Raw genomic sequence first — 24,691 nt, forward strand, 5'->3', positions numbered from 1 at the left:
GAATTCGCTTGAGCCTGCACAGGTTTAAGGCGAAACTGGCTGGCAATGTCAGGGGGAACGATGACAATAAAAACAACCACCAAGGGTGAACCAAACCTACCGCGCTATTTTGAGGTGGTTTTTGCCAAATCGGTGGATATGAAAAACGGCCGTTTGGATATGGTTCTGCCCGATGGTCGCATCTTTCGCGCCGAAGGGGCTGGACAGGGGCCTGTTGCTGCAATTCACATTCACAATGTGGATGTGTTTGCGCGCCTGATCCGCGAAGGGGATCTTGGGTTTTGCGAGGCCTATTTGGATGGGTGGTGGTCAACCCCTGACCTGCAAGCCTTTCTTGATCTGGTTCACGCGGGCAATGACGATATCTATGATGGTTTCTTGGGTCTCAAAATCGCCCGCGCCTACGAGCGATTTCGGTTTTGGCTGCAAAGCAATTCCAAATCTCAAGCGCGCAAGAATATCTCTTATCACTATGATCTGGGCAATGATTTCTACAAATTGTGGCTTGATGACACGATGACCTATTCCTCGGCCCTGTTCCAAACGGGCCAAGAAAGCCTTGAGGCCGCGCAGATCGCCAAATACGCCTCGATGGTGGATCAGATGGGCGCACAGCCTGGGGATCATGTTTTGGAAATCGGCTGTGGATGGGGTGGGTTTGCCGAATATGCCGCGCGCGAACGCGGCCTTAAGGTCACGGGCCTAACCATCTCGCGCGAGCAGCATGATTACGCGGTTGATCGGATTGCCCGCGCGGGCCTGTCTGATCAGGTCGAGATCAAGATGCAAGATTACCGCGATGAAACGGGGCTTTATGATGGGATCGCCTCGATTGAGATGTTCGAGGCGGTTGGCGAGAAATATTGGCCCGTCTATTTCAAAACGCTGCGAGATCGCTTGAAACCTGGCAAACAGGCGACTTTGCAAATCATTACAGTTCAGCATCGCCGTTGGCAGATTTACCGCAATACGGTCGATTTCATTCAGAAATATATCTTTCCCGGTGGTATGCTGCCATCGCCCGTTGTTTTGCGCGAAGAAGTGCAAAAAGCGGGGCTTGAGGTTGCGGGGTCAATTGAATTTGGCGAAAGCTACAGCCAGACCTTGCGGCGTTGGTATCACACCTTCAACGATCGTTGGGATGAGGTGGCCGCCCTTGGGTTTGATGATCGCTTCCGCAGGATGTGGAATTTCTATCTAACCTCTTGTGCCGCAACCTTTCATTTCCGCAATTGTGATGTGACCCAAATCACGGTGCGCAAGCCAAGCTGAGGGATAGTATGACTGATCTCGCGCTTTACGGCACGCTGCGTGATCCTGATATCCTCAAGATTGTCTTAGGGCGGGCAGGGGGCGAGATGCCATCTGCCCGTCTTTCTGGCTATCGTGTGGCGATGGTTGCCGAACAGCATTATCCCATGATCTGGCCCGAGGGTGGGGCGGACTGCGAGATAGACATTTTGCAAGGGTTGGATGCGGGCGATCTCGCACGGCTTGATTTTTATGAGGATGTGTTTGGATACACTCGCACAACCATTTCCTATAAGGCGCGACCGCTGCAGATTTATCTGCCACCTAAAGGTGGGTCTTGGCCTAAAGGTAGGGCCTATGACCCTGCAACTTGGGCTGTGGCACATGGCGCGCTGACACGTTTGGCCGCGCAAGACATCATGTCGTCATGTGGTATTGAAACGGCCAAGGCTGTTGCCGCCCGCCTGCCAATTATTCGCGCGCGGGCGCAGGCCCATCTGCGTGCGGGTGATCATCCGCCTGCAGGCGAGACCCTAAAGCGCTGCATGAATATCACGAATCAAGGTGCTGTATATAATGGATTTTTTAATTTAATCGACATTGCGGCCTCTTATCAGCGATTTGATGGCAGCCTGTCTGAGCCCGCGGGGCGTTTGATCCTTGATCTGGGCGAAGCTGTCACTGTGCTGCCTTATGACCCCAAGCGGGACTTGGTGCTTTTGATTGAACAATTCCGCCTCGCCGCTGTGGTTCAAGGTGACCCAAACCCATGGCTGCTTGAGACTGTGGCAGGCATATGTGACGAGGGCGAAACCTATGAGCAGACTGCGCAGCGCGAAGCCCGCGAGGAAGCAGGGGTTGCGCTGCACGCGCTGCATCTCATCGGGCGGTATTACCCAAGCCAAGGGGCGGTTGCGCAAATCCTGATTTCTTACATCGGCCTTGCTGATTTGGCGCAGGATTATGACAGCACCCATGGCCTGTTGGCCGAAGACGAAGATATTCGCGCCTTTACCTTGCCCTTTGACGAAGCCTTTCGCCTTGTACAGGAGGCGCGCCTGAGCAATGCACCGCTTTTGCTATCTTTGATGGCGCTTGATCGCATGCGTGCCGCGCGGGGCTGGCCCTCACAATAGCGCCAACGCCCCTTGAGTTATCGCCCCATCCCACCTATCCCTTGAGAAAGCAAAGAATTCTGCCAAAAAGGGGAGCGCTATGACCATTTATTCCGATCTTTCTGATGCGATTGGCAATACGCCCCTGATCCGTCTGAACAAAGTCAGCGATGAGACTGGGTGCGAGATTTTGGGCAAAGCGGAATTCATGAATCCCGGTCAGTCGGTCAAGGATCGCGCAGCGCTTTATATCATTCGCGATGCCATTGCGCGCGGTGATCTCAAGCCCGGCGGCACGATTGTTGAGGGCACGGCGGGCAATACGGGCATTGGTCTTGCGCTGGTTGGGGCCTCGCTTGGGTTTCGCACTGTGATCGTGATCCCCGAAACGCAAAGCCAAGAAAAGAAAGACATGCTGCGTTTGGCGGGTGCCGAATTGGTGCAAGTGCCTGCGGCACCCTATAAAAATCCGAACAATTATGTGCGATATTCGGGGCGTTTGGCGGCTGAACTTGCAAAATCCGAACCTAATGGGGCGATTTGGGCCAATCAGTTTGACAATACCGCCAATCGTCAGGCGCATATTGAGACAACGGGCCCAGAGATTTGGGAACAGACCGCGGGCAAGGTGGATGGGTTCATCTGCGCGGTTGGCTCGGGCGGCACATTGGCGGGGGTTGGTGCCGCGCTGCAACCCAAAGGCGTGCGCATTGGTTTGGCTGATCCTGAAGGGGCCGCGCTTTATAGCTTTTACACCAATGGAACCTTTGACGCGCCCGGAACCTCGATCACCGAAGGGATCGGGCAGGGGCGCATCACCGCAAATTTAGAGGGGTTTACGCCTGATTGCGCCTATCGCATCTCGGATCAAGAGGCGCTGCCGATCGTGTTTGATTTGCTCAGCACGGAGGGCTTGTGCCTTGGTGGCTCATCAGGGGTGAATATTGCAGGCGCGGTTCACATGGCGCGCGAGATGGGGCGGGGTCATACCATCGTGACCATTTTGTGCGACTATGGCACCCGCTACCAATCAAAGCTCTACAACCCTGAATTCTTGCGTGAAAAGGGCTTACCCGTGCCCGCATGGCTTGATTGCGGCGCGGCGGATTTGCCCGTGGTATTTGAGTAATGATGACATTCGCACGACCAAGTTTGGCCTTGACGCGGCTTTTGATCGCTTTTGCGGTCTTTTGGCTTAGCCTCACAGCCGAGGTTTTGGCACAAGACCCGCCTGATTACACTGCGTGGTCACAACTGAGTGCGCGCGCGCAGGTGATGATTGACGGGGATCGCGCGTCAACCTCGATGCTCGAGGCGGTGCGCGCCGAGATCGTCACGTGGCGCACGGTGTTTTTGGACGCGCAAGATATCAATGCCAGTCGCATCGCAACATTGCGCGAACAGATCGCGGCCCTTGGCCCTGTCCCCGCAGAGGGGGAGGTCGAGCCTGCGGCGATTGCCGCAGAACGCGCGGATTTGACCCAACGCCTGACCGATGCAGAGGCACCCGCGCGGCGCGCGGAGGCGGCCTATCGCGAGGCGCAAGGCCTCATCGGCGAAATTGATGCGCAAATCGCCGCCCGTCAGGCGGGCGCCTTGTTGCAGCTTGAACCCGCCCCGATTAACCCCGCCAATTGGCCCAGCGCGGTTGCAACACTGCTTGGCTTTGCTTTTGCCGTAGGGCAGGAGGTCGTAACCTACTCACTTGCGCCTGCGCAGATATCCGCCCTTTGGGCGAACCTGCCGCTTGTGGCAATCTTTGTGATTGTGGGGCTTGTTCTCTTGACCCGTGGCAGGGGGTTTGTAGGGCGGTGGATGCAAACGCATCACAGCCCAAGCCCGACCCCCACAGCGCGGCTTGCCCTGTTTGGTCTGTCACTTTTGCATCACGCCATGCCCGTCATTGGGGTTTGGGCCTTGGCCTATGCGGTGCACATCTCGGGCATGGTCGGGTTTCGCGCGGCGGTGTTGGTTCAAATGGCCGCCCCGATGGCGCTCAGCTTTATGGCGGCGATATGGCTTGGGCGGCAGGTTTTCCCCTTTGATGAGGACAACCGCCCCCTTCTGCGCCTAGACGAGGCGACACGCGTAACAGGCCGCCGCTTGGCGCGGGTTTTGGGGGCGATTGTGGGGCTGTGGCTTTTGGTGGGGCAGGTGGCACAAACCGAAAATTTCACCTCCGCTGATCGATTGGTGATCAGTTTCCCAATCGTGGTCTTAGCGGGTCTGATGATGTGGCAATTGGGCCGTCTCTTGGCCCTTCACGTCAAAAATTCAGCCCAGTTGGACGGCGCGCGCCCCCTCATGCTGCGCATGACACGCGCGCTATCTTTGGCGGCCATGGCGCTTGGTCTTTTGGGGCCGATTTTAGCGGGGGTCGGGTATTTCACCGCTGGATCGTCCTTCCTGTTGCCGATGTTGTTCAGCCTGTCTTTGCTTGCGGTTCTAGGTATCTTGCAGCGGGTGGTGACCGATGCCTACGGGGCCTTGACCCGCCGCAGCGAGGGGTTGGACGAGGCCCTGACCCCGACCTTGATTGGGTTTATCCTGGTCTTGGCGTCCTTACCCGCCTTTGCCCTGATCTGGGGGGTGCGGCCCGCGCAATTATCTGACATTTGGGCGCAGATTGTCTCGGGGTTTACCATTGGCGGCGTGACGATTTCTCCCCGCAATTTCCTGATTTTCGCGATTGTCTTCGCGATTGGCTATACGGCAACCCGCGCGCTTCAAAGCACGCTGCGCTATAACCTTCTGCCAAAAACCCAAATCGACCAAGGCGGTCAAAGCGCGATTTTGGCGGGAACGGGCTATGTCGGCATTTTCTTGGCCGCACTTTTTGCCATCACCTCGGCTGGAATTGATCTATCCTCCCTTGCGATTGTGGCTGGTGCGCTGTCGGTCGGTATCGGTTTTGGCCTGCAAACAATCGTGTCCAATTTCGTCTCAGGGATCATTTTGTTGATTGAGCGCCCGTTCAAAGAGGGCGATTGGATCGAGGTCAATGGCCAGATGGGCTATGTGCGTGAAATCTCTGTGCGCTCGACCCGAATTGAAACCTTTGATCGTTCTGATTTGATTGTGCCGAATGCCGATTTGATTGCGGGGGTGGTCACCAATATGACCCACTCCTCCAACACAGGCCGCCTGATTTTGCCTGTTGGGGTGGCCTATGACAGCGATCCGCAGCTTGTGATGAAAATCATGACCGAGGTGGCCGAGGCGCATCCGATGGTGATCTTGAAACCAAAACCAACCATCTTGATGGTGAATTTTGGGGCGGATGCGTTGGAATTTGAAATTCGCGCGATCCTGCGAGATGTCAATTTCCTATTGTCGGTGAAATCAGAGATGAACCTTGAACTGCTGCGCAGGTTCCGCGAGGCAGGTATCGAAATCCCATTCGCACAGCGTGATTTGTGGCTGCGCAACCCCGAGGCGCTTGCCGCCCCTAAATCTTGAGTGCTGGTATGAGTGAGCTTTTATTCCTGGAAGATGCCTATCGCAAAACTGCGCCTGCTACAGTTAAGGGGCTGACGGATGCAGGTGGGATTATCTTGGATCAAACCATCTTCTATGCCCAAGGGGGCGGACAGCCGGGCGATAGCGGGTGGTTGGATTACGAGGGCGGGCGCATCGCCATCGCCACCACGATGAAGGGCGAGGGCGGGGATGTTGTTCTCTTGCCTGCCGAACCCGTGGCCCTGCCAAAATCTGGCGCGGCGGTTGAGCAGCGTCTTGATTGGGCGCGCCGCTTTAACCATATGTGCATGCACACCGCCTTGCATCTTTTGTCTGTTGTTCTGCCCTATGGGGTGAAAGGCGGGGCGATCGGCGCAGAACGTGGGCGGCTTGATTTCGACATTCCCGATAGTTTGCCCGAGCGTATGATCCTGCAAGGTCAACTTAACGCATTGGTTGATCGCAACCTGCCCGTAACACAGCACTGGATCACCGAGGCTGAATTGGACGCAAAGCCTGAGATGGTCAAAACCCTCTCGGTCAAACCTCCGCGCGGCGCGGGCCGTATTCGTCTTGTGCAAATCGGCGAGGGGGCTGCGCAGATTGACCTGCAACCTTGCGGCGGCACCCATGTTGCGCGCACAGGCGAGATCGGCAAATTAGAGATCCTTAAAATCGAAAACAAAGGCCGCCAAAACCGCCGCGTCAGCATCGGGTTTGCCTAAACTCGTGCCACGGCGAAATTCTCTGTGGGGGATGTCAATTCACGGGTTGCACAAGGGGGGTGATATCCTATAGGAGACCTCTCACGGACAGGTGGCCGAGTGGTCGAAGGCGCACGCCTGGAACGCGTGTAGGCGGGAAACCGTCTCCAGGGTTCGAATCCCTGTCTGTCCGCCATAATTTTTCTCATAAATAATTGATAAATATAGGAATTATGCCCTACAGGGGCTAGTTCGTATACCATTTTTTATAAACATCTTGGCACATCATGGCAGTTGTGATTTCTTTCCTGTGCAAGATTAAGACCTGCACAAACGGAAGAATACATAACTAGGGATGCGGAGAAGCCATGAAACATCTTCTGACACCAACACCTGCCCCTAATTACAATATTTAGACGAATTTTTATTGTCAGAGTGGTAACTGGCGCTATGTGCCGTCAAAGTGGGCGGCGTTTATGGACATTGTATGTATAGGAGTAGTTCCATGTTTGTAGCCTGTGGAAGCCATAGACTTCGTTTCGCGACACTCGCATTAGCGGCAACCGCCTCGGCGGCGGCCGCGGGCAAGAGGTGCACCGAGAAAATGACATTTCCCCGCATGATGGCGACTTTCGTGGGGCTACTCGTGAGCCTTACATCTCCTTCGCAAACACTTTCTGCCTCGTTTGACTGCGGGGCCGCGCAAAGTTACGCTGAAAAGATGGTGTGTCAGGTACCAGAACTCTCCGCACTAGACGAGATGATGGCACACAATTATACCGTGATGCGATCCGCCGATCTCGGCGACGGGGCGTCAGAACACCTCGTTCAGACGCAGCGCGACTGGCTCAGCCTCCGCGACCAATGCAATGATGTGGACTGCCTTCTGGACCAGTACCTGCTGCGCATTGAGCAGATCTGCATGTATCCAGTGATTAGCGGCATGTATCCCGACTGCCGCGAACCTTACTGAGCGACGAACACGCCGAAAGTGTTTTGGGCAAATCTGAAGAAACAAAAGAGGTAAACTTACATGCGTTTTTTTCTGATATCGATTTTACTATGGGTAGGCGCGACTGCTGCGAGTGCGGCTCCAGTTTGCAGAAATTGGGACGGCTCTCCTGCAAAAGCTGAAGGTTACATTGTATCCTATGTCTTTGAAATAAATCCCCAAGACCGTGTGAATTCGCGCGGCGTTGCGCTTAACGATGCGCTTGCTCTTATACAGCAGGACCGCGCCAACATGCACCGTTTCAACGCGCCGGGATATTTAGATGAGTGGGACAGTTTTTTTACAGAACTCGACCAGAGGTCAATGATTTCCAACGCTGATTTGCGGACATTTTGTGGTGCAAATGTTCCCGACCTAGAGAGCATGATGATTGATGCACGCTATAATAACGCGTTCATTGTAGATGTATTTCAAGAAAGCGGCCGTCTTGTTTTGTTTGTGAGTGTGATGGCGGGTTGATAGTGTAGATCGATTTCCTCTTTATCCAGAGTGTTTAGATTTTATGCTTGAGACTTACGAAATCGCCTGGTGATCCTGAGCAGCCTCATCTGACTGTGCCAAGTTAATTGTTAGTGCATGATCGGCCTCTGATCTATGGTAATTACGGCTTCTGGTGCTGGTGGGCGATACCCCAATGCACTGTGTGGTCTCTTTGTGTTGTAGTGTTTCCTCCACTCTTCGATGATTATCTGTGCTTCCCGAAGGCTGTAGAAGATTTCTCCGTTGAGCAATTCATTTCTGAACCTACCGTTAAAGCTCTCGCAGTATCCATTCTCCCATGGACTGCCTGGTTCGATGTAGGCGGTCTTAGCTCCAACAGCTGCAATCCAGTCTCTGACAGCCTGAGCAATGAACTCAGGGCCGTTGTCCGAGCGAATGAATGCGGGAGAGCCACGCAGGATGATCAGATCGGTTAGAGCATCTATCACGCTCGTTGAGTTCAGCTTTCGCTCGACCTTGATGGCCAGACACTCCCGGCTAAACTCATCGAGGATGTTCAGTGTTCGAAAAACTTTACCATCATCGGTTCGGCAATGAACGAAGTCATAGCTCCAGACATGATTGCGATACTCAGGACGCAGCCGAACGCATGAGCCATCATTCAGCCAAAGCCGCCCTTTCTTTGGTTGCTTCTGTGGAACTTTTAGCCCCTCTCGCCGCCAGAGCCGCTCAATACGTCCATCGCTGACGGACCAGCCTGCTTCCTTGAGCAATGCTGCAATCCTGCGATAACCATATCTGCCAAACTGTCTGGCTAGCTCAATCATATCGGCAACCAGCCTGTCTTCATCAGCACGCCCCTTGGGGATATGTCTCTGTGTAGAGCGATGTTGCCCCAGCACTCGGCAAGCTCGACGTTCCGAGACTTGAAACTGGCTTCGCACATGATCGATGCAGGCACGACGACGAGCGGGGCTCAGAAGTTTCCCCGTGCTGCTTCCTTTAGGATCAACTTATCGAGCGTTAGATCAGAGATAGCCCTGCGCAGTTGTTCATTCTCCTTCTGGAGCTTCTTCAGTTCTTTCAACTGATCTACACCCATCCCGCCATACTGCTTGCGCCAGCGGTAATAGGTTTGTTCAACAACTCCAATCTGTCTGATCGCGTCCAGACGGGCCATGCCTTGCCCCATCAAAACCTCAACTTGCCGTAACCTCGAGACAATCTCTTCCGGCTTCGGTCGCTTGTTCATAATCCTTAGTCCTCCAATTCCTAAACATAGTGATGGACCAGTTCAGATGGGAAAGCTCACAACCATGCCGCCTGGGTCATTTGGCCCTACGTCTTCAGGAAGCGGAATTCTCGCCCAACTGTCATACCCGCTGGGCGCGAGGGGATTTTCTTTAGTCCCATATACAACTGATACGAGGCTAAAACCCCTCACAGGCGAGGCAAGCGCGGTGGCGATCAGTGCGGTTTTAGAAGGTGTTTCATAGTGGGCGTGTGCAGTTTTCTTGGCGTTGTGTAATGCCTTCATTCGATACAACGGCACTCGATAGTCGCATCGTCTTAATATCCAAAACAGCACTGTGGAGCGCACCGTGAAGATCGTTAGGCAAAGGTAACGATTGATACATCCAGCCTATCGCTTCATCTGACCAGAAAGCTAGAGGTATTGGACCAGGGTTTAGGAAACGGCTAACCGAAACTGTCATGAGGTCTTTGTCTAATACAAATTCGCTTTGAACCAAGATCGCTTCCCGTCGGACATCATCCCAATAGGTGCGACCATCAGTACAGATTAATGTGATGGTCTCCCCCCTCACAGGCGAGGCAAGCGCGGTTGCGATCAGTGCTGCTGTCAGGATGTGTTTCATGGGAGAACAAGTTGTTTTGTAGAAAGAAGAAAATTCACCCAGGCTGAATATTCACTGTAACCATCGATTGAGTTGACGAGGAAGCGGGGTCCGTCCAAAAACTCATCATCACGACATCGATAAAATCCAAAGTCACTTAAAGCAATCTCGTCTGAATTATTGACGCCGTAATCGTCATTTATGAAGGTGAGATCAAAAGACCCATCTGGCCTTCTAATTATCTCAAAATTCACTCCCATATATGGAGTGTTTCGCAAAATAGTATTTATTACATACAAGTGGCCATTGTCGTGACACACTTCAGACTGATGAATGCGGGCAGGCACGGATACTGCTAGATCAGAAACGGTAGGCGCAAGACTACCTACCAATTCGTTGTAGTTTCTATCTAGCTCAAACCCCCCCACTGGTGAAACAGGCGCGGTGGCGATAGACGCTGCAGCTAAGATTTTCTTCAACATGTGTAAATCCAGTCTCGTGTTGTGCAATATTATCTCAGCAAGCTAATACCAAATTGATAAGATCATACTGCCCAAAATGTGCCAAGATGTTTTGATAAAAGGGTCTACAAAAAGGTCTACAAGTTACATATTCTGTTAGACTTATTTTTATATAACAACATCTTAAATCAAAAATACTCGCGGGCTGTCTCTCCGCCACCCCACCCTTTGATGAGCTGCTTACATCGGATAAAACTGATCGGCGGCAAAGACCGTGTGGATGACATGGCCGTCAAACATGTCAAAAAGCCGCTTTGACACTTCTTTGCTTTGCCATCTTGTGGGGGAATTCAGCGCCTCTTCGATGTCATCGCGGGTTTTGAATTTCATGGCCATCACAAGCGGGAAGGGGCTGTCGGGGTCATCGCTTTCCACTTCACGCATCACGCGCAACTCTTGCAGATTGGGAAAGGCCGACCAAAGCGGCACAAGATTTTCGCGCCAATGGCTGTGGAAGTCTGCCTCCATGCCATCCTTGATTTTACCCTTAAAAAAGGCGCATCTTACAAACATCTGTCCCGCTCCATTTTATGCGTTGCAGCAATAGGATTGCCGAAAGCCTGCGCACAAGCAAGGGGAATGGGATGGATGTTCGCCCCTGTGAAACGTGGGGGGCATGCAAGCGACAAACGGGGGCGGGTCATGGATTTTGGGCTAAAGGGGAAACCCTGCATCGTGACAGGCGGGGCATCGGGGATTGGCGAGGCGATTGTGCAGGATCTTGTGGCCGAAGGGGCCAATGTCATCGTGATCGACAAAAACCCCTGCAAGGTGGCGCAGATTGCGACATCCGTCACCCTTGATTTGACCGATGATGCGGCTTGTGCGGCGGCATTGCGCGATATTCGCGCTGAATTTGGGGCGATTTACGGGCTTGTGAATAATGCAGGCCTCAATGATGGCGTGGGTCTAAAGGCGGGGCCTGACGCGTTTCGGGCCTCTCTCAATCTCAACCTCGTGCAATATTACACCTTGATGCATCACCTGCATCATGACCTGCGCGCAAGCTGTGGCGCAGTGGTCAATGTGGCCTCAAAAACCGCTGTTACAGGGCAGGGCGGCACATCGGCCTATGTGGCCGCAAAGGCGGGCGTCTTGGGTTTGACGCGAGAATGGGCGGCGGAGCTGGCCCCGGAGGGCGTCCGCGTGAATGCCGTTTTGCCCGCCGAGGTGATGACGCCCATGTATCAAAACTGGCTGTCGACCTTGCCTGATCCAGATGGCATGCGCGGCAAGATCGAGGCCGTAATCCCCCTGTCGCGCCGCATGACCGAAAGTGCGGAAATCGCAGCAATGGTGGTGTTTTTGCTCTCTGCGCGGTCGGGCCATACCACGGGGCAATGGATGTTCGTGGATGGCGGATATGTGCATCTGGATCGCAAGCTGACGCTGTGATCCAACTACATCACCGCCCCCACTTGCCACGGCACGAATTCGACCCCGCCAAAGCCCAATTCCTCGCTTTTCGTGGTGCCGCCTGAGGCCACGCGTAGTATTTCGCGGTAAATCTCTTGCCCCTTATCAGCAAGGCTGATGCCGCCGCTGATAATGTCACCGCAATTGATATCCATATCGTCCCCCATGCGGGCATAAAGATCATCATTGGTCGAAAGCTTGATGCAAGGCGTGGGCATATAGCCCGACACAGACCCACGGCCCGTGGTGAATGTGATGATATTTGCGCCTGAGGCAATCTGCCCTGTGACCGAGCATGGATCATATCCAGGACTGTCCATATAGACAAAGCCCTGCGTGGTCAGGGTTTCTGCAAATTCGTAAACCCCCACCAAAGGGGCAGTTCCACTTTTGGCCACTGCGCCCAAAGATTTTTCAAGAATTGTGGTCAGCCCGCCGCGTTTGTTGCCTGGGGATGGGTTATTGTCCATCTCGCCGCCATTTCGGGCGGTATAATCTTCCCACCACTGGATGCGCGAAATCAGTTTTTCACCAATTTCGGGGGATATCGCGCGGCGGGTCAAAAGATGCTCTGCCCCATAGATTTCTGGTGTTTCAGACAGGATTGTGGTGCCGCCCTGACGCACGATTAAATCAGACGCATACCCCATGGCAGGGTTAGCGGTGACGCCGGAATAGCCGTCCGAGCCCCCACATTGCATGCCTACCACCAATTTTGAGGCGGGCGCAGGGGCGCGTGTTGCAGAATTGGCCACGGCTGCAATCTCGCGCAGCATGCCGAGACCCCGTTCAATTGTGCGCTTTGTGCCGCCTGTCTGCTGAATGGTCATATAGCGGAAACTCTCGCCATCGCGCAGGCGGGCAGGGCCGATCAAGTCAGGCACCTGCATCACCTCGCAGCCCAGACCGACCAACAGGATCGCCCCGAAATTTGGATTTTTTGAATATCCCGCCAAGGTTCGGAAAAGCATCTGATACCCTTCACCCAAGCCAGACATCCCGCAGCCAGAACTGTGCACAATCGGGACAATCCCATCGACATTTGGGAAATCCTCCAACAGCCCCGATTTTTCAGCAGCCTCCGCGATAAAGCGGGCCACGCTGCCCGCGCAGTTCACGGATGTCAGAATGCCAATATAGTTGCGCGTGCCGACCTGCCCATCAGGCCTATGATAGCCCATAAAGCTGTCGCTTTCTTCCGCCGCAGGCAGGGGTGTGTTCTGCGTGGCAAATTCATAGCCGCGTTTGTGATCGCCAAAAGACAGGTTGTGGCTATGCACATGTGCGCCTGCGGCAATATCTTCCGTCGCAAAACCGATAATTTGACCATAGCGGATCACCGCCGCGCCCTTGGCAATAGGGCGCAATGCAAATTTATGCCCTTTTGGAATGTCGGATTGCGCAAGCGTTTCAAAAGATGATAGAGCCGCGCCTGATCGGATATCAACTAATGCAATTCCGACCGTGTCATCTGCGTTCAGGATCAAAATATCTTGGGTCATTGCTGGCATCATTCATTCACAGTGAGAGTTTACGATCTTGAAATTTCCACGGCAATCATACTAACATGCTAGAATTATCGAGATTGAGCGACACGATGCAAGAGAATTCACCATCAGACCCCACGCAAGGCAGCGAAGTTAGGCTGCGATTTTTGGATGCCTATGAAGGGAATTTGGCACGGCGCACCTACGCCGCCCTGCGTGAGGCAATTTTGACCTTGCGCTACAAACCGGGCGAGGCGCTGCGAAAGCAGGATATTTGCGCAACGCTTGGCGTGTCGCGGTCCCCTGTGGCCGAGGCGATCACGCGCCTCTCTAATGAGGGTCTGGTGGATGTTGTGCCGCAATCTGGCACATTTGTCGCGCGCTTCTCGATGGAGGAAATTCGCGAAGGTGCGTTTCTGCGGGAAAGTATCGAACTGGCCTGCGCCGAGCTTTTGGCCGAGATTATCACAGACGAGCAGATCACCGAATTGCGCCGCAATTTGCGCCTGCAAAAGGTGATGGTTGAGGAAGGCGATTTTGCCGAATTTTATCGGCTAGATGGCGAAATGCACGATCTCATCATCGGCTTTACGGGGTTCAAGCAATTATCGACCATTGCCAAAACGGGGTGGGTTCATGTGGATCGAGCGCGGCAATTGATCTTGCCCATGCCTGGGCGCGTGGCCGAGACATTGCAAGAGCATTGCGATTTGGTCGATGCGATTGCCGCCCGTGACCCGCAAGCGGCGCGAAAAGCGATGCGCGCCCATTTGGGTCAATTGATGAAATCTTTGATCCCGCTTGAAAAGACCCATCCAGAATTGTTCGACCCCAGTTGAAAGTCAGTAAATGTCCTATCCTGCGAATAAACCCCGCTATGCCGCGCGTCTGAATGCATTCAAACCAATGGCCGAGGGGCGGGGTATCGCGGGAATGATTGCCGCCGCCGCCCGTGTTGAAGGGATGGATGCAGCGGATTTGAACTATCCCGATCACTTCGAAGGGCGTCCTGCGCGTGAGATTGGCGATATGTTGCGCGACAATGGGTTGGGGTTAAACGGGCTTGCGATGCGCTATTACTCTGACCCTGCCTTTGCCATCGGGGCCTTTACCAACCCAGATCCCGCAACACGGCGCAAGGCGATTGATTTGACCAAACAGGGTCTAGATGCTTTGGCGGAAATGGGTGGGGGCGTGATGACCCTTTGGATGGGGCAAGACGGGTTTGATTACGCCCTTCAGGCTGATTATGCGCGTCTTTGGGGCGATACGCTTGATGCTTTGGCTGAGGTCAGCGCTCATAACCGCGATCTGCAACTTGCTATCGAATATAAACCCAATGAGCCGCGCGCCTTTGCGCTGATGCCCGATATGGCCACAACATTATTGGCCATTCGTGATGTTGGGGCCGAAAATTTGGGCGTCACTGTGGATTTTGCCCATGTGCTTTATGCAAATGAGATGCCCGCCCATGTGGCCTATCTGGCGCAGCGCCATGCCAAGATTTTGGGGGTTCACCTGAATGATGGCTATGGCAAGCGCGATGATGGCTTGATGGCGGGCACGGTGCATCCTGTGGCGACAGTCGAGTTATTCGTGCAATTGCACCGCATGGGCTATGATGGTGTCATTTATTTCGACACATTTCCCGACCATTCGGGCCTGAACCCGATTGAAGAGGGGCGCACAAATATCCTGATTATCGAGCGGTTGCGCGCCATTGCCGCAGAACTCGCCGAAAGTTCAGAGCTGTCTGATCTGTTGCAAAAGCAAAACGCGGCACTCACCCAGCGACTGATCGCCGAGCGGCTTTATGGCGGGGTGATCCCTGATGGGCGCTGATATCCTTGTGATGGGGGCGCTGCATCTTGATGTGATTGTCAACGCCCCCGCTTTGCCCGCCCCAGACGAGACGATGATGGGCCAAGATGTGGCCTATCGTTTTGGTGGCAAAGGCGGCAATCAGGCGGTTTCTGCCGCCCGCATGGGGGGCAAGGTTGCCATGATTGGCGTGGTTGGCACGGATGAGTTTGCGTTGCCTTTGCGCGCTGAACTGGCGCGCGCAGATGTCGATATGTCCATGCTTGCGACCTGTGATGGGGCCTCAGGCATGAGCGTGGCCATCGTGCAAAATGATGGCAGCTATGGCGCCGTGGTCGTTTCGGGCGTGAACCGCCGAATCAACGCGCAGCAGGCAAAACTTGACCCACCCCCCAAAGTGGTTGTGCTGCAAAATGAAATCCCTGTTACGGAAAATCACGCGCTCTTGGCGCGTTTACCGCAGGATGTCACCGTTATCTGGAATGCGGCCCCCGCTTTGGCGCGTGACGCGGTGATGATTGAGCGGGCTGATATTTTGGTGGTTAATCGCCTAGAGGCCGCAATGCAGGCAGGGCTGCCGCATGATCTGCCCGATCCTGGGGCGGCCTTAGCGCAGCTTGCGCGCGAAGGGCGTGCGGTGATCATTACACTCGGCCCGGATGGCTATATCGCGCAAGCGCGGGACGGCACTCGCTTTGGGGCCAAGGCGCATCGCGTGCCCGTCATCTCCACCCATGGGGCAGGGGATGCCTTCGTGGGGGCGCTTGTCGCTGAGATTGCGCGCGGTGCTGATTTAGCGGCGGCGGCGGCCTTTGCCCAAGGGGCGGCCGCCCTTCATGTCTCAACCCCGCTTGAGGGGCGCGCCAATATTACCCCTGGGCAATTGCGCCATGCCTTTGGCCTATAGCGCCAAGCGATAGGCCTCGGCCGCCGTGCCGCCAAAGACCCGCGCCCGTTCTTCGGCGGTTAGGGTATGGGTCAGCTGCTCCGCCGCATGGCGCCATGCATCATATTCCGTCCGCAGACGGCAGACGGGCCAATCTGAACCCCACATGATGCGCTCAGCGCCGAAACAGGCAAAGACATGATCCGCATAGGGGCGGAGGTCTTCGACTGTCCAACCTTCATTTGCCTCGGTCACAAGGGCCGAAAATTTCAAATAGGCCTTGGTGTCACGCGCCAAAGCGGCCATGCCATCGGCCCAAATCTGAAACGTCTCGGCGCTGTGCGCGTGGATTTGCGGCTTCATGCAGTGATCAATCACGCAGCGCATCTCGCTGTGGCGGGTCAAGATGGCGTGGAAATTCGCCAAATGTCGCGGAAATCCAAGCGCGTCAAAGCACAGATCATGCTTGGCGATGGCCTTATAGGCCCATGCGATATCTGCGCGCAGCATCCAGTTATCGTCTTCAATATCTTGGATCATGGGGCGCACGCCCACGAATTTAGGATGCTTTGCAAATCGCGTTAAGACCGCCTCATCGTCTGGATTTTCGAAATTAATCCACCCCACAACGCCTGCAACAAAGGGCGTGGCATCGGCAAGGCCTAACATATAGGCGCTTTCCTCCACTGTTGGGGCGGCCTGCACCAAAACGGTTTTATCAATACCATGACGCGCCAGATGCGGGCGTAAATCATCCGGGCCATAGAGGCGATAGAGCGTGGCGTTAGAGGGATCCATCCATCCATAATCCCCACGGGCAGGGTTCCAGAAATGTTGGTGGGCATCAATTTGCATCGTTTGTCTCCCCGTTGCGAATTTAGGCGGTTGGTGCGTCTTGGCGCATCAATCCTGCGGATTTGAGATCAGACCAAAGGGCGGGCGGGATTTGCGCCTGTGCCGCGCGCAGATTGCTGGCCATTTCTGCAGGGCTTTGCCCACCTGGGATCACCGAGATCACCGATGGATGCATCAGTGGAAACCGAAAGGCGGCATCGACAAGGCGCACATCATGCGCGGCACAAACCGCCTCTATGGCCGCGACCTTGTCCAAGATGTGTCGCGGGGCAGGGTCATAGTTGAAATACGCCCCCTCGCGCGCACCTGTCGCCAAAATGCCCGAATTATACGGGCCGCCAATGACAATCCCAATTCCACGCGCGGCGCAGAGGGGAAGGAAGGTTTCAAGCGCCTCTTGCTCAAGCAGCGTGTAGCGGCCCGCAAGAAGGAAGATATCGAAATCGCCACGCTCGGCCAGCCATTGTGACGCTTGCCATTCATTCAGGCCCGCACCAAATGCCGTGATCACCCCTTGATCACGCAATGCGGTCAGCGCGGCCAAGCCCCCCCCCATGAATGCGGCGCGCTTTTCCTCAAGCACGGCATCGGTCTTGTGGGTGAAGAGGTCAAGATCATGCACATAAAGCACATCAATGCGGTCTATTCCCAAGCGCTCAAGCGAGGCCTCAACAGAGCGCATCACACCATCATAGCTATAATCGAACACCTCGCGCCGCGCGGGCACATCAAACCATTTCCCAAACCCATCTCGCTCCTCTGGGGCTGTGACCTGCATCAGCCGCCCAACCTTGGTCGAGATCACATAGTCTTCGCGCGGCTTACCCCGCAGAAAATGGTTGATCCGCGTCTCAGAGAGGCCAAGCCCGTAAAGCGGTGCAGTATCGAAATACCGCAATCCTGCATCCCACGCATCTTGCAGGGTGTTTTGCGCATCCTCCTCAGAAATCGCGCGATAGAGATTGCCCAAAGGGGCCGCGCCAAACCCAAGCTCGCTCAGCCTCAGCCCGCCATTTCTCAGGCGATCCCAATTGCGAAATTTGATCATTCTGCGCCCTCCAAGGTTTAACTGACATGCTAGTATGTTTTGCCTTGGATGCAAGATAGTTTCACGTTAGGCTATGTCTCGCGCAGTTCGCGCATGGGAGAGTATCGTGCAGAAATTCAAAGCTATTTTTGGGGATAAGAAACCTGTCATCGCCATGGTTCATTTCGGCGCCCTGCCAGGTGCGCCGCTCTATGATGCAGAGGCAGGTATTGAGGGGTTGATTGCAGGCTGCAGGAAAGATTTGCACGCCTTACAGGCCGCAGGCGTTGATGCGGTGATGTTTGGAAATGAGAATGATCGCCCCTATGAATTGAATGTAGATACTGCCTCGACTGCGACCATGGCCTATGTCATCGGTCGGCTGCGCGATGAGATCACTGTGCCTTTTGGCGTGAATGTTTTGTGGGATCCAAAAGCAAGCCTTGCTTTGGCGGCGGCAACGGGCGCGCGTTTTGTGCGTGAGATTTTCACGGGCACCTATGCCTCGGATATGGGGGTTTGGGCGCCTGATGCAGGTGCGGCCTATCGCTATGGCGCGCGTGTCGGCGCGGGCGATGTTGCAAAGTTTTTCAACATTAGTGCCGAATTCGCCTATAGCCTTGATCAGCGCTCGGTCGCGGATCGTGCGCGCAGCGCCGTGTTCTCGTCCATCCCTGATGCGGTTCTAGTCTCTGGCACCATCACGGGCGAGGCCGCGAAAATGGAGGATCTCGAAAGCGTCAAAACGGCTTTGCCCGATGCGCCCGTTTTGGCGAATACAGGCGTTAAGCATGAAACTGTGGCCGATGTTATGCGGGTCGCGGATGGTTGTATTATTGGATCGGCGCTCAAGGTGGATGGGCATACATGGAACGCGGTTGATCCTGATAGGGCCAAGGATTTCATGGATCGGGTGCGAGCAATCAGATGAGCGAGCAATTAAAAAAAGATCTTATTGATCTGATGCAGATCGTGGGCCTGTCAGGCCATGAGGATCGGGTGCGCCGCGCGATTGCGGCGCGTCTGTCGCAAATGGGTATTGCGCATGAAACCGACAGGCTCGGCAATCTCATCGCGCGGTTTTCAGGCGATCCTGATGCGCCGTCCGTGATGGTTTTTGCGCATATGGATCAGCTTGGGTTCTTTGTGCGTAAAATCGAACAAGATGGCAGCATCAGGGTTGAACGCATGGGCGGCGTGCCCGAGCGTGCGCAAGCCTCGCAGGCGGTGCGGCTCTGTATCGGGGAGGGGCGTGATATTGATGCTGTGATTGCTAATAAATCGCATCACGCAACCACCCCTGACGAGAAATATCAGGTTTTGACCACGCCGCAGATTCGCATTGATGCAGGCTTTACAGCCAAGGCTGAGGCAGAGGCCGCAGGGGTGCAAATAGGCACGCCCGTGGTCTATCGGCCCAATGTGATCGAATTGGCAAATGGCCGCATTGCGGGCACAGCCGTTGATGATCGCGCGGGCTGTGCCGTTCTTCTGGATTTGGCCGCGCGCCTTCAAGCGCGCAAATCAGGGCCGCCTGTTGCCATTGTCTTTTCGATTCAAGAAGAATTCAATTTGCGGGGTGCAATGTCTGCTGCACAAATTTTGCAGCCCGATATTGCCATACAATTGGATCTGATGCTGGCCTGTGACACGCCTGACATGGCGGATCGGGGCGAGATGGTTTTGGGCGGTGGCCCGGGAATGTCGCTCTATTCCTTTCACGGTCGGGGCACCCTCAATGGTGTGATCCCGCACCCTAAGATGGTTGCCCTATTTGAAGGCGCTGCCAAAACGGCCAATCTGCCCCTGCAGCGCAGCGCGCAGGTCGGGGTTTTGACCGACCTATCCTATATTCAGCAGATGGGGCAGGGTGTTGCCGCAATCGATTTGGGTTTTCCATGCCGTTACACCCATTCCAGTCTCGAGGTTTGCGCGCTCAGGGATTTGACTGATCTTGCGCAGCTTCTTGAAACAGGGCTTGCGCAAATTGGCCCAGATTTCAATCTCAACCGCGATTAACGGGGGGCTTGGGCGATGGCCGTGTTTCTTGGTGTAGACATTGGCACCTATGAGACAAAAGGTGTTTTGACCAATGAGGTCGGCCAGATTTTGGCGCAGGCCGCTGTCAGACATGAGATGATCGTGCCACGCGCGGGTTGGGCCGAGCATCGCGCAGAAGAAGATTGGTGGGGTGATTTCGTTGCGGTCACCAAGGCGCTGCTTGCCCAGTCTGGGGTTGATCCGCAGGAGATTGCCAGCATCGCCACCTCAGCCATTGGCCCCTGTATGCTGCCCGTGGATGCCGCAGGGACGCCCTTGATGAATGGCGTGCTTTATGGGGTGGATACCCGCGCCACCGCGCAAATTGACCGCCTTAACGCTGAGATTGGCGAAGATCAGATCTTGGCACGCTGCGGCAACGCGCTGACCTCGCAATCTGTGGGGCCAAAAATCCTATGGCTCAAAGAGACGCAGCCCGATCTTTACGCGGCCACAGCAAAAATTCTGACCTCGACCTCGTTTCTCGTGCATCGCCTGACGGGGGAACATGTCATTGACCATTACACAGCCGCAAATTTCAGCCCGCTTTACGATGTAACCACGCAGGACTGGACACAATCCTTAAGCGATCAGATCATCGAAACGGGGCGTTTGCCGCGCCTTTTATGGTCAAGCGAGATTGCAGGGCGGGTGACCGAACAGGCCGCAGCGCAGACGGGATTGGCCGTTGGCACCCCTGTCACGGCAGGCACAATTGATGCCGCTGCCGAGGCGTTGAGTGTCGGGGTGCAAGAGTCGGGTGATATGATGATGATGTACGGCTCGACCATCTTTATCATACAGCGCACCGTAGAACGGGTGAGTGACGCACGGCTGTGGTATGCGCCATGGCTTTGGCCCGACAGCCACGCCTCAATGGCGGGCCTTGCCACATCGGGCACGCTCACCCATTGGTTTCGCGACAGGTTCGCCTCAGACCTGCCAAAGGACACCGCCTTTGGCACATTGGCACAGGAGGCGGCAGCCTCCCCCGTGGGGGCCAATGGCGTTTTGGTTTTGCCCTATTTTTCGGGCGAAAGGACGCCGATCCATGACCCGCTGGCCAAAGGGGCGATTTTTGGCCTGAACCTGACCCATAGCCGTGGCGACATCTATCGCGCCTTCATTGAGGGGATCGCGATGGGAACCGCCCATGTCATCGAAACCTATCACGAGATTGGCCATGCACCCGAACGCTGTTTGGCGGTTGGGGGCGGCACGAAAAACCCGCTGTGGTTACAGGCAACCTCGGATTTTGGGAATATCCCGCAGATCGTCTGTGAAAAGACCATCGGCGCGTCATTTGGGGATGCATTCCTTGCCGCCTGCGCCATTGGGGCTGCGCGGCCCGAGGATATCAGCAAATGGAACCCTGCCGCCCACGAAGTGGCGCCCAACCATAGTGCGGCGCATGCCCGTCACTATAAGCTGTTCCGCCAATTATACGAGGACAGCCGTGGCGTGGCGCATAGCCTATCTGGGGGGCAGTGATGCGCTTCGAGCGGATGTTGCCCCATCAAATTCGGCATGCGATTGCCGAAAACACGCCTGTCGCCTTGGCGCTTGGGGTTATGGAATATCACGGCGAACATATGGCTGTTGGGATGGATCTCTTGGCGGTCACAGAGATCCTCACGCGTCTTGAGGCGGAGATGGATTTGGTGATCCTACCGCCCTTTGCCTATGGCGCGGCCAGTTATGCGGTTGCGGGGCCAGAGGGCACGGGCAGCATGGATATTGATGCATCCAGAATTTCGGCACTGGCCGAGGACATGTTTTTTGCGCTTTTGCGCATCGGGTTTCGCAATATTCACGGCATTATCCATCACCAATCGGAAAACTTCACCGCAGGTATGCCAACCGATCTGGCGTTCAAATTCGCGGCGCGGCGCGCCTTGTTTCGGTATCTGCAAGAGACGCGCGGCGAAGGGTGGTGGGGCGATAACGCCATGGCCGATTACTATGCCGAGCATGCCACGGGCAGTGATCCCTTCAACTGGATCAAAATTCACCCGCTTATGGGGCCCGAGGTGACGGCGCATTATCCCTTTGATCATGCAGGGGCAGGGGAAACTGCCCTGATGATGGCGCTTGCCCCCGATGTGGTCGAGGCTGCACGCATGGCGCAGAACACAGCATGGTATACGTCCAGCGCGAGTGAGGCGACACCAGAGCTTGGCGCGAAAGGGGTGTCCTTGATCATGGCTGAGATACGCAAGCGCCTGAGCTAACACCCCGCGCGCGCTAAAGCGGCGCTAAATCCACCACACCTTTTTTCAGGATAAAGCAGCCGTAAGGCCCGCTATCGGCGGTGCGAATGATGCAAAAGGCCCGCTTTGCGGCCTCGTAGAAGGCAAATCGTTCCAAGGCCTCGACCAAGACAGGCGCACCGTTTGAGGCATCGAGAACCTTCTGCATCTTGTCGAAAATAGGCACTACGCCTTCGGGGTCACCCACAACTTGCATCCGCCTAACGGGGGCAGGGACAAAGCTATCGAGCGGCATGAGGGACAGAATGGCGCGCGTTGCGGTCGGAATATCGCACCCCGCCATATCCAAAAGGCGGCCATAGGTCGTCTCTTTTGCGATGGTCACGGCGGGGTGGTTGATGTCGCAGATCACCAGATCATCCCCATGCCCCATTTGCATCAGCGCATAGACGATTTCAGCAGAAAGGCGCTGATCAATGCCCTTCAGCATTATTTGACCGCCCCTGCTGCCATGCCCTTGATGATGTATCGCTCAAGGATGATGCCGATGATGATCAAGGGCACAATCGCCGCAAAGGACAGCGCCGCCATAGACCACCATGAAATGCCCTGTGAGCCCGTTTGTGAGGCCACCATCACAGGCAAGGTCTTTGCCGCAGATGAGGTCAGAAGTGCTGCAAAGAAATACTCGTTCCATGTCAGCACAAGCGACAAGATGAACGCGGCCACCATACCGGGCAGGGCGATTGGCATCACAATGGTGCTAAAGGCCCCCCAGATCGACAACCCATCAACCAAAGCTGCCTCTTCCAACTCGGTCGGGATTGAGCTGAACTGATCCCGCATGATCCAAATAACAATGGGCAAAACTGTCAGCGTATAAAGCAAGATCAACCCAATCCGCGTGTCGAGAAGATCAAGCGACTTATACAAAACCAAAAAGGGCAGGGCCAAAACCACAGGCGGCAGGATCAACTGGCTGAGGAAGAAGAACGAGATGTCCGAATTGCGCATGAAGCCAAATTTGTAGCTGAACCGCGACAGGCCATAGGCGGCGCAACTGCCCAAAACGACCGCAAAAAACGAAGCGGTGACAGAGACGACTGTCGAATTCCAAAAGCGCTTGAGAAATTCTTCGCGCACGGTGGATTCGTTTCCGATCGTATCAGGTGACAGGCCAAGCGAGCGCCACCCCAACCAATTGGGCGTGAAATCTGCCCAAGGGATTATATTGCCCTGCATCACATCAGGCGCGGTCTTAAAGGCTGTTGTGGCTGTCCAAAAAATTGGAAACAGGCACACAATGGCCCAAAGGATCAACACGCCATAGATCAGGCCGCGCGAGAGATACCAAACGGGGCGAAATTTGCGGTCAGTGTCGCTGTCTTTGAAAATCTGCGCCGACATTTTAATACCTCGGTTTCATCCAGCGATCTGCCAGTTTCATCAGGATTGTCATCGCAATCACGATCACAACCAAATAAACAATCGCCAAAAGCGTGCCATATCCCACATTGGATCGGTCACGATATTCTCGGAAAATAAAGCTGGTTACACTATCGGTCGCGCCGCCTGGCCCGCCCGAGGTGATGTTGATGATGATATCCGCCAATTTGAGCTTAAAGATAATGCGGATCAAAATCGCAGTGATGGAAACGGGCAACATTAAGGGGAAGGTCACCTCCCAAAATTGCCGCCATTTCGAGGCGCCATCGACCTCGGCCGCTTCGAACAATTCGCGCGGGATTGCCTGAAGCCCTGCAAGGATCATGATCATCATGAAAGGGATGAACGTCCACGCGTCCATCATCATGATCATCGCGCGCGCAACGCCCGCAGAGCCGAAGAAGGACGGGCTTGCCCATCCCAACCATTGACCAAAATCACTGATATAGGAAGCCAGCCAAAACAGCGGGGCAGGCAGGTCGGCTGAAGGCTCGGCGGCGATATAGCGCATAAAGCGCGAAATCGGGCCAAAGCGGATTTCCAACATGGATTTGCCGATCATCCAGCTGACTGCAACGGGGGACAGCATCAATGGCAGAAGGAAGGCCACACGAAAGAATTTGCGCCCTCGAATTTGCCCGTTCAGCAATAGCGCAAGGCCAAAGGCAATCGCATATTCCACTGCAATAGCGGCCGTATACCAAACCATGTTGCGCATCGCGTTCCAGTAAAACGGGTCGCTCGCCATCTGCCGCAGATTGTCGATGCCGTTAAATTGCCGCCCATCGGGCGAGGACAGGTTCCAATCTGAAAAGGCAATGATCAATCCAAAGAGCAGCGGGAACACCACCATGGAGATCACGAATAATGCCGCGGGCAGAACAAATAATGTGCGCTTTCCATGTTCGCCGCGGATCAAAACCTGCGACACGCAAAGGCAAGTTGACCATAAGAGATACGCATAAAGCGAGGGCCTCCAATTTTCAAACCCGATAGACAGCGTGCCAATCCCATCAAGGGTCTGTAAGACCATGATCAAGGCCATCAGCGCGGCTGATCCCCAGACAAGGGCTTTCCCCAAACGGCGGCGTTGATCCGAAATATGATCCGCCGTCACCACGTGAAGCCTGTCGCCGTCTTCCAT

General features: G+C 55.0%; 25 protein-coding genes and 1 tRNA gene. 16 read left to right on the forward strand and 10 right to left on the reverse strand.

The window, feature by feature from the left end; translation table 11 throughout:
* Positions 1-60 precede the first annotated feature (60 nt).
* The 8 genes from AAC637_RS01540 to AAC637_RS01575 all read left to right on the forward strand — a co-directional run bounded on the left by AAC637_RS01540 (position 61) and on the right by AAC637_RS01575 (position 8,000).
* Complete coding sequence (locus AAC637_RS01540; protein WP_340302016.1) at positions 61-1,272, forward strand: cyclopropane-fatty-acyl-phospholipid synthase family protein; 1,212 nt, start codon at positions 61-63, stop codon at positions 1,270-1,272.
* An 8-nt stretch (positions 1,273-1,280) separates the two neighbouring features.
* On the forward strand, positions 1,281-2,387 hold the full coding sequence (locus AAC637_RS01545) for an NUDIX domain-containing protein (protein WP_340302017.1): 1,107 nt from the start codon (positions 1,281-1,283) through the stop codon (positions 2,385-2,387).
* A 79-nt stretch (positions 2,388-2,466) separates the two neighbouring features.
* Positions 2,467-3,495, forward strand: coding sequence for a cysteine synthase A (locus tag AAC637_RS01550; protein ID WP_340302018.1), 1,029 nt, complete (start codon positions 2,467-2,469; stop codon positions 3,493-3,495).
* Positions 3,495-5,825 carry a mechanosensitive ion channel family protein gene (locus AAC637_RS01555; RefSeq protein ID WP_340302019.1) on the forward strand — a complete coding sequence of 777 codons (2,331 nt, stop codon included), beginning with the start codon at positions 3,495-3,497 and terminating at the stop codon, positions 5,823-5,825. The genes AAC637_RS01550 and AAC637_RS01555 overlap by 1 nt, the downstream gene beginning before the upstream one ends.
* Positions 5,826-5,833: 8 nt before the next feature.
* On the forward strand, positions 5,834-6,550 hold the full coding sequence (locus AAC637_RS01560; protein ID WP_340302020.1) for an alanyl-tRNA editing protein: 717 nt from the start codon (positions 5,834-5,836) through the stop codon (positions 6,548-6,550).
* 85 nt (positions 6,551-6,635) lie between these two features.
* Positions 6,636-6,725: transfer RNA gene (locus tag AAC637_RS01565), tRNA-Ser, on the forward strand.
* A 309-nt stretch (positions 6,726-7,034) separates the two neighbouring features.
* Positions 7,035-7,502, forward strand: coding sequence for a lysozyme inhibitor LprI family protein (locus tag AAC637_RS01570; protein ID WP_340302021.1), 468 nt, complete (start codon positions 7,035-7,037; stop codon positions 7,500-7,502).
* Positions 7,503-7,562: 60 nt separating this feature from the next.
* Complete coding sequence (locus tag AAC637_RS01575; protein ID WP_340302022.1) at positions 7,563-8,000, forward strand: hypothetical protein; 438 nt, start codon at positions 7,563-7,565, stop codon at positions 7,998-8,000.
* Between the two features lie 110 nt (positions 8,001-8,110).
* Here the strand turns inward: AAC637_RS01575 and AAC637_RS01580 are convergent.
* From AAC637_RS01580 to AAC637_RS01595, 4 genes are all read right to left on the reverse strand, one after another.
* Positions 8,111-9,234, reverse strand: a protein-coding gene (locus tag AAC637_RS01580; protein ID WP_445322699.1) for an IS3 family transposase whose coding sequence is annotated in 2 segments (ribosomal slippage) — positions 8,111-8,973 and positions 8,973-9,234 — 1,125 coding nt in all. Because the reading frame shifts where the segments join, the coding sequence is not laid out codon by codon here.
* Between the two features lie 238 nt (positions 9,235-9,472).
* Positions 9,473-9,859, reverse strand: a complete 387-nt coding sequence (locus AAC637_RS01585) for a hypothetical protein (RefSeq protein ID WP_340302023.1) — start codon at positions 9,857-9,859, stop codon at positions 9,473-9,475.
* A complete protein-coding gene (locus AAC637_RS01590) occupies positions 9,856-10,320 on the reverse strand; it encodes a hypothetical protein (RefSeq protein WP_340302024.1) in 465 nt (154 codons plus the stop codon). The genes AAC637_RS01585 and AAC637_RS01590 overlap by 4 nt, the downstream gene beginning before the upstream one ends.
* 219 nt (positions 10,321-10,539) lie before the next feature.
* The gene (locus tag AAC637_RS01595) at positions 10,540-10,872 is read right to left on the reverse strand and encodes an EthD family reductase (protein WP_340302025.1); all 333 of its coding nucleotides are present in this window, start codon (positions 10,870-10,872) and stop codon (positions 10,540-10,542) included.
* A gap of 75 nt (positions 10,873-10,947) precedes the next feature.
* On the opposite strand from AAC637_RS01595, the gene AAC637_RS01600 reads away from it, so the two are divergent.
* Complete coding sequence (locus AAC637_RS01600) at positions 10,948-11,754, forward strand: SDR family oxidoreductase (RefSeq protein WP_340302026.1); 807 nt, start codon at positions 10,948-10,950, stop codon at positions 11,752-11,754.
* 5 nt (positions 11,755-11,759) lie between these two features.
* On the opposite strand, the gene AAC637_RS01605 is transcribed toward AAC637_RS01600, so the two are convergent.
* On the reverse strand, positions 11,760-13,277 hold the full coding sequence (locus tag AAC637_RS01605; protein WP_340302027.1) for a UxaA family hydrolase: 1,518 nt from the start codon (positions 13,275-13,277) through the stop codon (positions 11,760-11,762).
* Positions 13,278-13,372: 95 nt separating this feature from the next.
* Between AAC637_RS01605 and AAC637_RS01610 the strand changes: the two genes are divergently transcribed.
* Genes AAC637_RS01610 through AAC637_RS01620 form a run of 3 tightly spaced genes read left to right on the forward strand, consistent with a single transcriptional unit; the run spans position 13,373 to position 15,990 of the window.
* Complete coding sequence (locus tag AAC637_RS01610) at positions 13,373-14,101, forward strand: GntR family transcriptional regulator (protein ID WP_340302028.1); 729 nt, start codon at positions 13,373-13,375, stop codon at positions 14,099-14,101.
* A gap of 10 nt (positions 14,102-14,111) precedes the next feature.
* Entirely contained in the window at positions 14,112-15,104 is a 993-nt protein-coding gene (locus tag AAC637_RS01615; RefSeq protein ID WP_340302029.1) for a sugar phosphate isomerase/epimerase family protein, read from the forward strand.
* A complete protein-coding gene (locus AAC637_RS01620) occupies positions 15,094-15,990 on the forward strand; it encodes a PfkB family carbohydrate kinase (protein WP_340302030.1) in 897 nt (298 codons plus the stop codon). The genes AAC637_RS01615 and AAC637_RS01620 overlap by 11 nt, the downstream gene beginning before the upstream one ends.
* On the opposite strand, the gene AAC637_RS01625 is transcribed toward AAC637_RS01620, so the two are convergent.
* On the reverse strand, positions 15,985-16,824 hold the full coding sequence (locus AAC637_RS01625; protein ID WP_340302031.1) for an amidohydrolase family protein: 840 nt from the start codon (positions 16,822-16,824) through the stop codon (positions 15,985-15,987). The genes AAC637_RS01620 and AAC637_RS01625 overlap by 6 nt on opposite strands.
* Before the next feature lie 22 nt (positions 16,825-16,846).
* Positions 16,847-17,872 carry an aldo/keto reductase gene (locus AAC637_RS01630; RefSeq protein WP_340302032.1) on the reverse strand — a complete coding sequence of 342 codons (1,026 nt, stop codon included), beginning with the start codon at positions 17,870-17,872 and terminating at the stop codon, positions 16,847-16,849.
* A gap of 73 nt (positions 17,873-17,945) precedes the next feature.
* Here AAC637_RS01630 and AAC637_RS01635 point away from each other — a divergent pair, with 73 nt between their 5' ends.
* From AAC637_RS01635 to AAC637_RS01650, 4 genes are read left to right on the forward strand one after another with little or no spacing between them, the layout of a single operon-like run.
* Positions 17,946-18,782, forward strand: a complete 837-nt coding sequence (locus AAC637_RS01635; protein ID WP_340302033.1) for a BtpA/SgcQ family protein — start codon at positions 17,946-17,948, stop codon at positions 18,780-18,782.
* Entirely contained in the window at positions 18,779-19,870 is a 1,092-nt protein-coding gene (locus AAC637_RS01640; protein ID WP_340302034.1) for a M42 family metallopeptidase, read from the forward strand. The genes AAC637_RS01635 and AAC637_RS01640 overlap by 4 nt, the downstream gene beginning before the upstream one ends.
* A gap of 15 nt (positions 19,871-19,885) precedes the next feature.
* Positions 19,886-21,382 carry an FGGY-family carbohydrate kinase gene (locus AAC637_RS01645; protein ID WP_340302035.1) on the forward strand — a complete coding sequence of 499 codons (1,497 nt, stop codon included), beginning with the start codon at positions 19,886-19,888 and terminating at the stop codon, positions 21,380-21,382.
* Positions 21,382-22,122: a creatininase family protein gene (locus tag AAC637_RS01650; protein ID WP_340302036.1), complete on the forward strand. Its 741-nt coding sequence runs from the start codon at positions 21,382-21,384 to the stop codon at positions 22,120-22,122. Before AAC637_RS01645 ends, AAC637_RS01650 begins: the two co-directional genes overlap by 1 nt.
* 13 nt (positions 22,123-22,135) lie before the next feature.
* Here AAC637_RS01650 and AAC637_RS01655 read toward each other — a convergent pair whose 3' ends face one another.
* From AAC637_RS01655 to AAC637_RS01665, 3 genes are read right to left on the reverse strand one after another with little or no spacing between them, the layout of a single operon-like run.
* On the reverse strand, positions 22,136-22,591 hold the full coding sequence (locus tag AAC637_RS01655) for an RbsD/FucU family protein (RefSeq protein ID WP_340302037.1): 456 nt from the start codon (positions 22,589-22,591) through the stop codon (positions 22,136-22,138).
* A complete protein-coding gene (locus tag AAC637_RS01660) occupies positions 22,591-23,508 on the reverse strand; it encodes a carbohydrate ABC transporter permease (RefSeq protein ID WP_340251046.1) in 918 nt (305 codons plus the stop codon). The genes AAC637_RS01655 and AAC637_RS01660 overlap by 1 nt, the downstream gene beginning before the upstream one ends.
* A gap of 1 nt (position 23,509) precedes the next feature.
* On the reverse strand, positions 23,510-24,691 hold the full coding sequence (locus AAC637_RS01665; RefSeq protein ID WP_340302038.1) for a carbohydrate ABC transporter permease: 1,182 nt from the start codon (positions 24,689-24,691) through the stop codon (positions 23,510-23,512).

Source organism: Roseobacter sp. HKCCD7870, from assembly GCF_037830315.1.
Lineage (GTDB): Bacteria > Pseudomonadota > Alphaproteobacteria > Rhodobacterales > Rhodobacteraceae > M30B80.

What these genes read in the sequence shown, in the direction of transcription:
- AAC637_RS01555 (WP_340302019.1), top strand. Translation starts at nt 3,495, where the DNA reads ATGATGACATTCGCACGACCAAGTTTGGCCTTGACGCGGCTTTTGATC.
- AAC637_RS01600 (WP_340302026.1), top strand. Translation starts at nt 10,948, where the DNA reads ATGTTCGCCCCTGTGAAACGTGGGGGGCATGCAAGCGACAAACGGGGG.
- AAC637_RS01575 (WP_340302022.1), top strand. Translation starts at nt 7,563, where the DNA reads ATGCGTTTTTTTCTGATATCGATTTTACTATGGGTAGGCGCGACTGCT.
- AAC637_RS01655 (WP_340302037.1), bottom strand. Translation starts at nt 22,591, where the DNA reads ATGCTGAAGGGCATTGATCAGCGCCTTTCTGCTGAAATCGTCTATGCG.
- AAC637_RS01590 (WP_340302024.1), bottom strand. Translation starts at nt 10,320, where the DNA reads ATGTTGAAGAAAATCTTAGCTGCAGCGTCTATCGCCACCGCGCCTGTT.
- AAC637_RS01605 (WP_340302027.1), bottom strand. Translation starts at nt 13,277, where the DNA reads ATGACCCAAGATATTTTGATCCTGAACGCAGATGACACGGTCGGAATT.
- AAC637_RS01650 (WP_340302036.1), top strand. Translation starts at nt 21,382, where the DNA reads ATGCGCTTCGAGCGGATGTTGCCCCATCAAATTCGGCATGCGATTGCC.
- AAC637_RS01625 (WP_340302031.1), bottom strand. Translation starts at nt 16,824, where the DNA reads ATGCAAATTGATGCCCACCAACATTTCTGGAACCCTGCCCGTGGGGAT.
- AAC637_RS01585 (WP_340302023.1), bottom strand. Translation starts at nt 9,859, where the DNA reads ATGAAACACATCCTGACAGCAGCACTGATCGCAACCGCGCTTGCCTCG.
- AAC637_RS01615 (WP_340302029.1), top strand. Translation starts at nt 14,112, where the DNA reads ATGTCCTATCCTGCGAATAAACCCCGCTATGCCGCGCGTCTGAATGCA.
- AAC637_RS01645 (WP_340302035.1), top strand. Translation starts at nt 19,886, where the DNA reads ATGGCCGTGTTTCTTGGTGTAGACATTGGCACCTATGAGACAAAAGGT.
- AAC637_RS01630 (WP_340302032.1), bottom strand. Translation starts at nt 17,872, where the DNA reads ATGATCAAATTTCGCAATTGGGATCGCCTGAGAAATGGCGGGCTGAGG.
- AAC637_RS01620 (WP_340302030.1), top strand. Translation starts at nt 15,094, where the DNA reads ATGGGCGCTGATATCCTTGTGATGGGGGCGCTGCATCTTGATGTGATT.
- AAC637_RS01665 (WP_340302038.1), bottom strand. Translation starts at nt 24,691, where the DNA reads ATGGAAGACGGCGACAGGCTTCACGTGGTGACGGCGGATCATATTTCG.
- AAC637_RS01610 (WP_340302028.1), top strand. Translation starts at nt 13,373, where the DNA reads ATGCAAGAGAATTCACCATCAGACCCCACGCAAGGCAGCGAAGTTAGG.
- AAC637_RS01550 (WP_340302018.1), top strand. Translation starts at nt 2,467, where the DNA reads ATGACCATTTATTCCGATCTTTCTGATGCGATTGGCAATACGCCCCTG.
- AAC637_RS01660 (WP_340251046.1), bottom strand. Translation starts at nt 23,508, where the DNA reads ATGTCGGCGCAGATTTTCAAAGACAGCGACACTGACCGCAAATTTCGC.
- AAC637_RS01595 (WP_340302025.1), bottom strand. Translation starts at nt 10,872, where the DNA reads ATGTTTGTAAGATGCGCCTTTTTTAAGGGTAAAATCAAGGATGGCATG.
- AAC637_RS01545 (WP_340302017.1), top strand. Translation starts at nt 1,281, where the DNA reads ATGACTGATCTCGCGCTTTACGGCACGCTGCGTGATCCTGATATCCTC.
- AAC637_RS01640 (WP_340302034.1), top strand. Translation starts at nt 18,779, where the DNA reads ATGAGCGAGCAATTAAAAAAAGATCTTATTGATCTGATGCAGATCGTG.
- AAC637_RS01560 (WP_340302020.1), top strand. Translation starts at nt 5,834, where the DNA reads ATGAGTGAGCTTTTATTCCTGGAAGATGCCTATCGCAAAACTGCGCCT.
- AAC637_RS01570 (WP_340302021.1), top strand. Translation starts at nt 7,035, where the DNA reads ATGTTTGTAGCCTGTGGAAGCCATAGACTTCGTTTCGCGACACTCGCA.
- AAC637_RS01635 (WP_340302033.1), top strand. Translation starts at nt 17,946, where the DNA reads ATGTCTCGCGCAGTTCGCGCATGGGAGAGTATCGTGCAGAAATTCAAA.
- AAC637_RS01540 (WP_340302016.1), top strand. Translation starts at nt 61, where the DNA reads ATGACAATAAAAACAACCACCAAGGGTGAACCAAACCTACCGCGCTAT.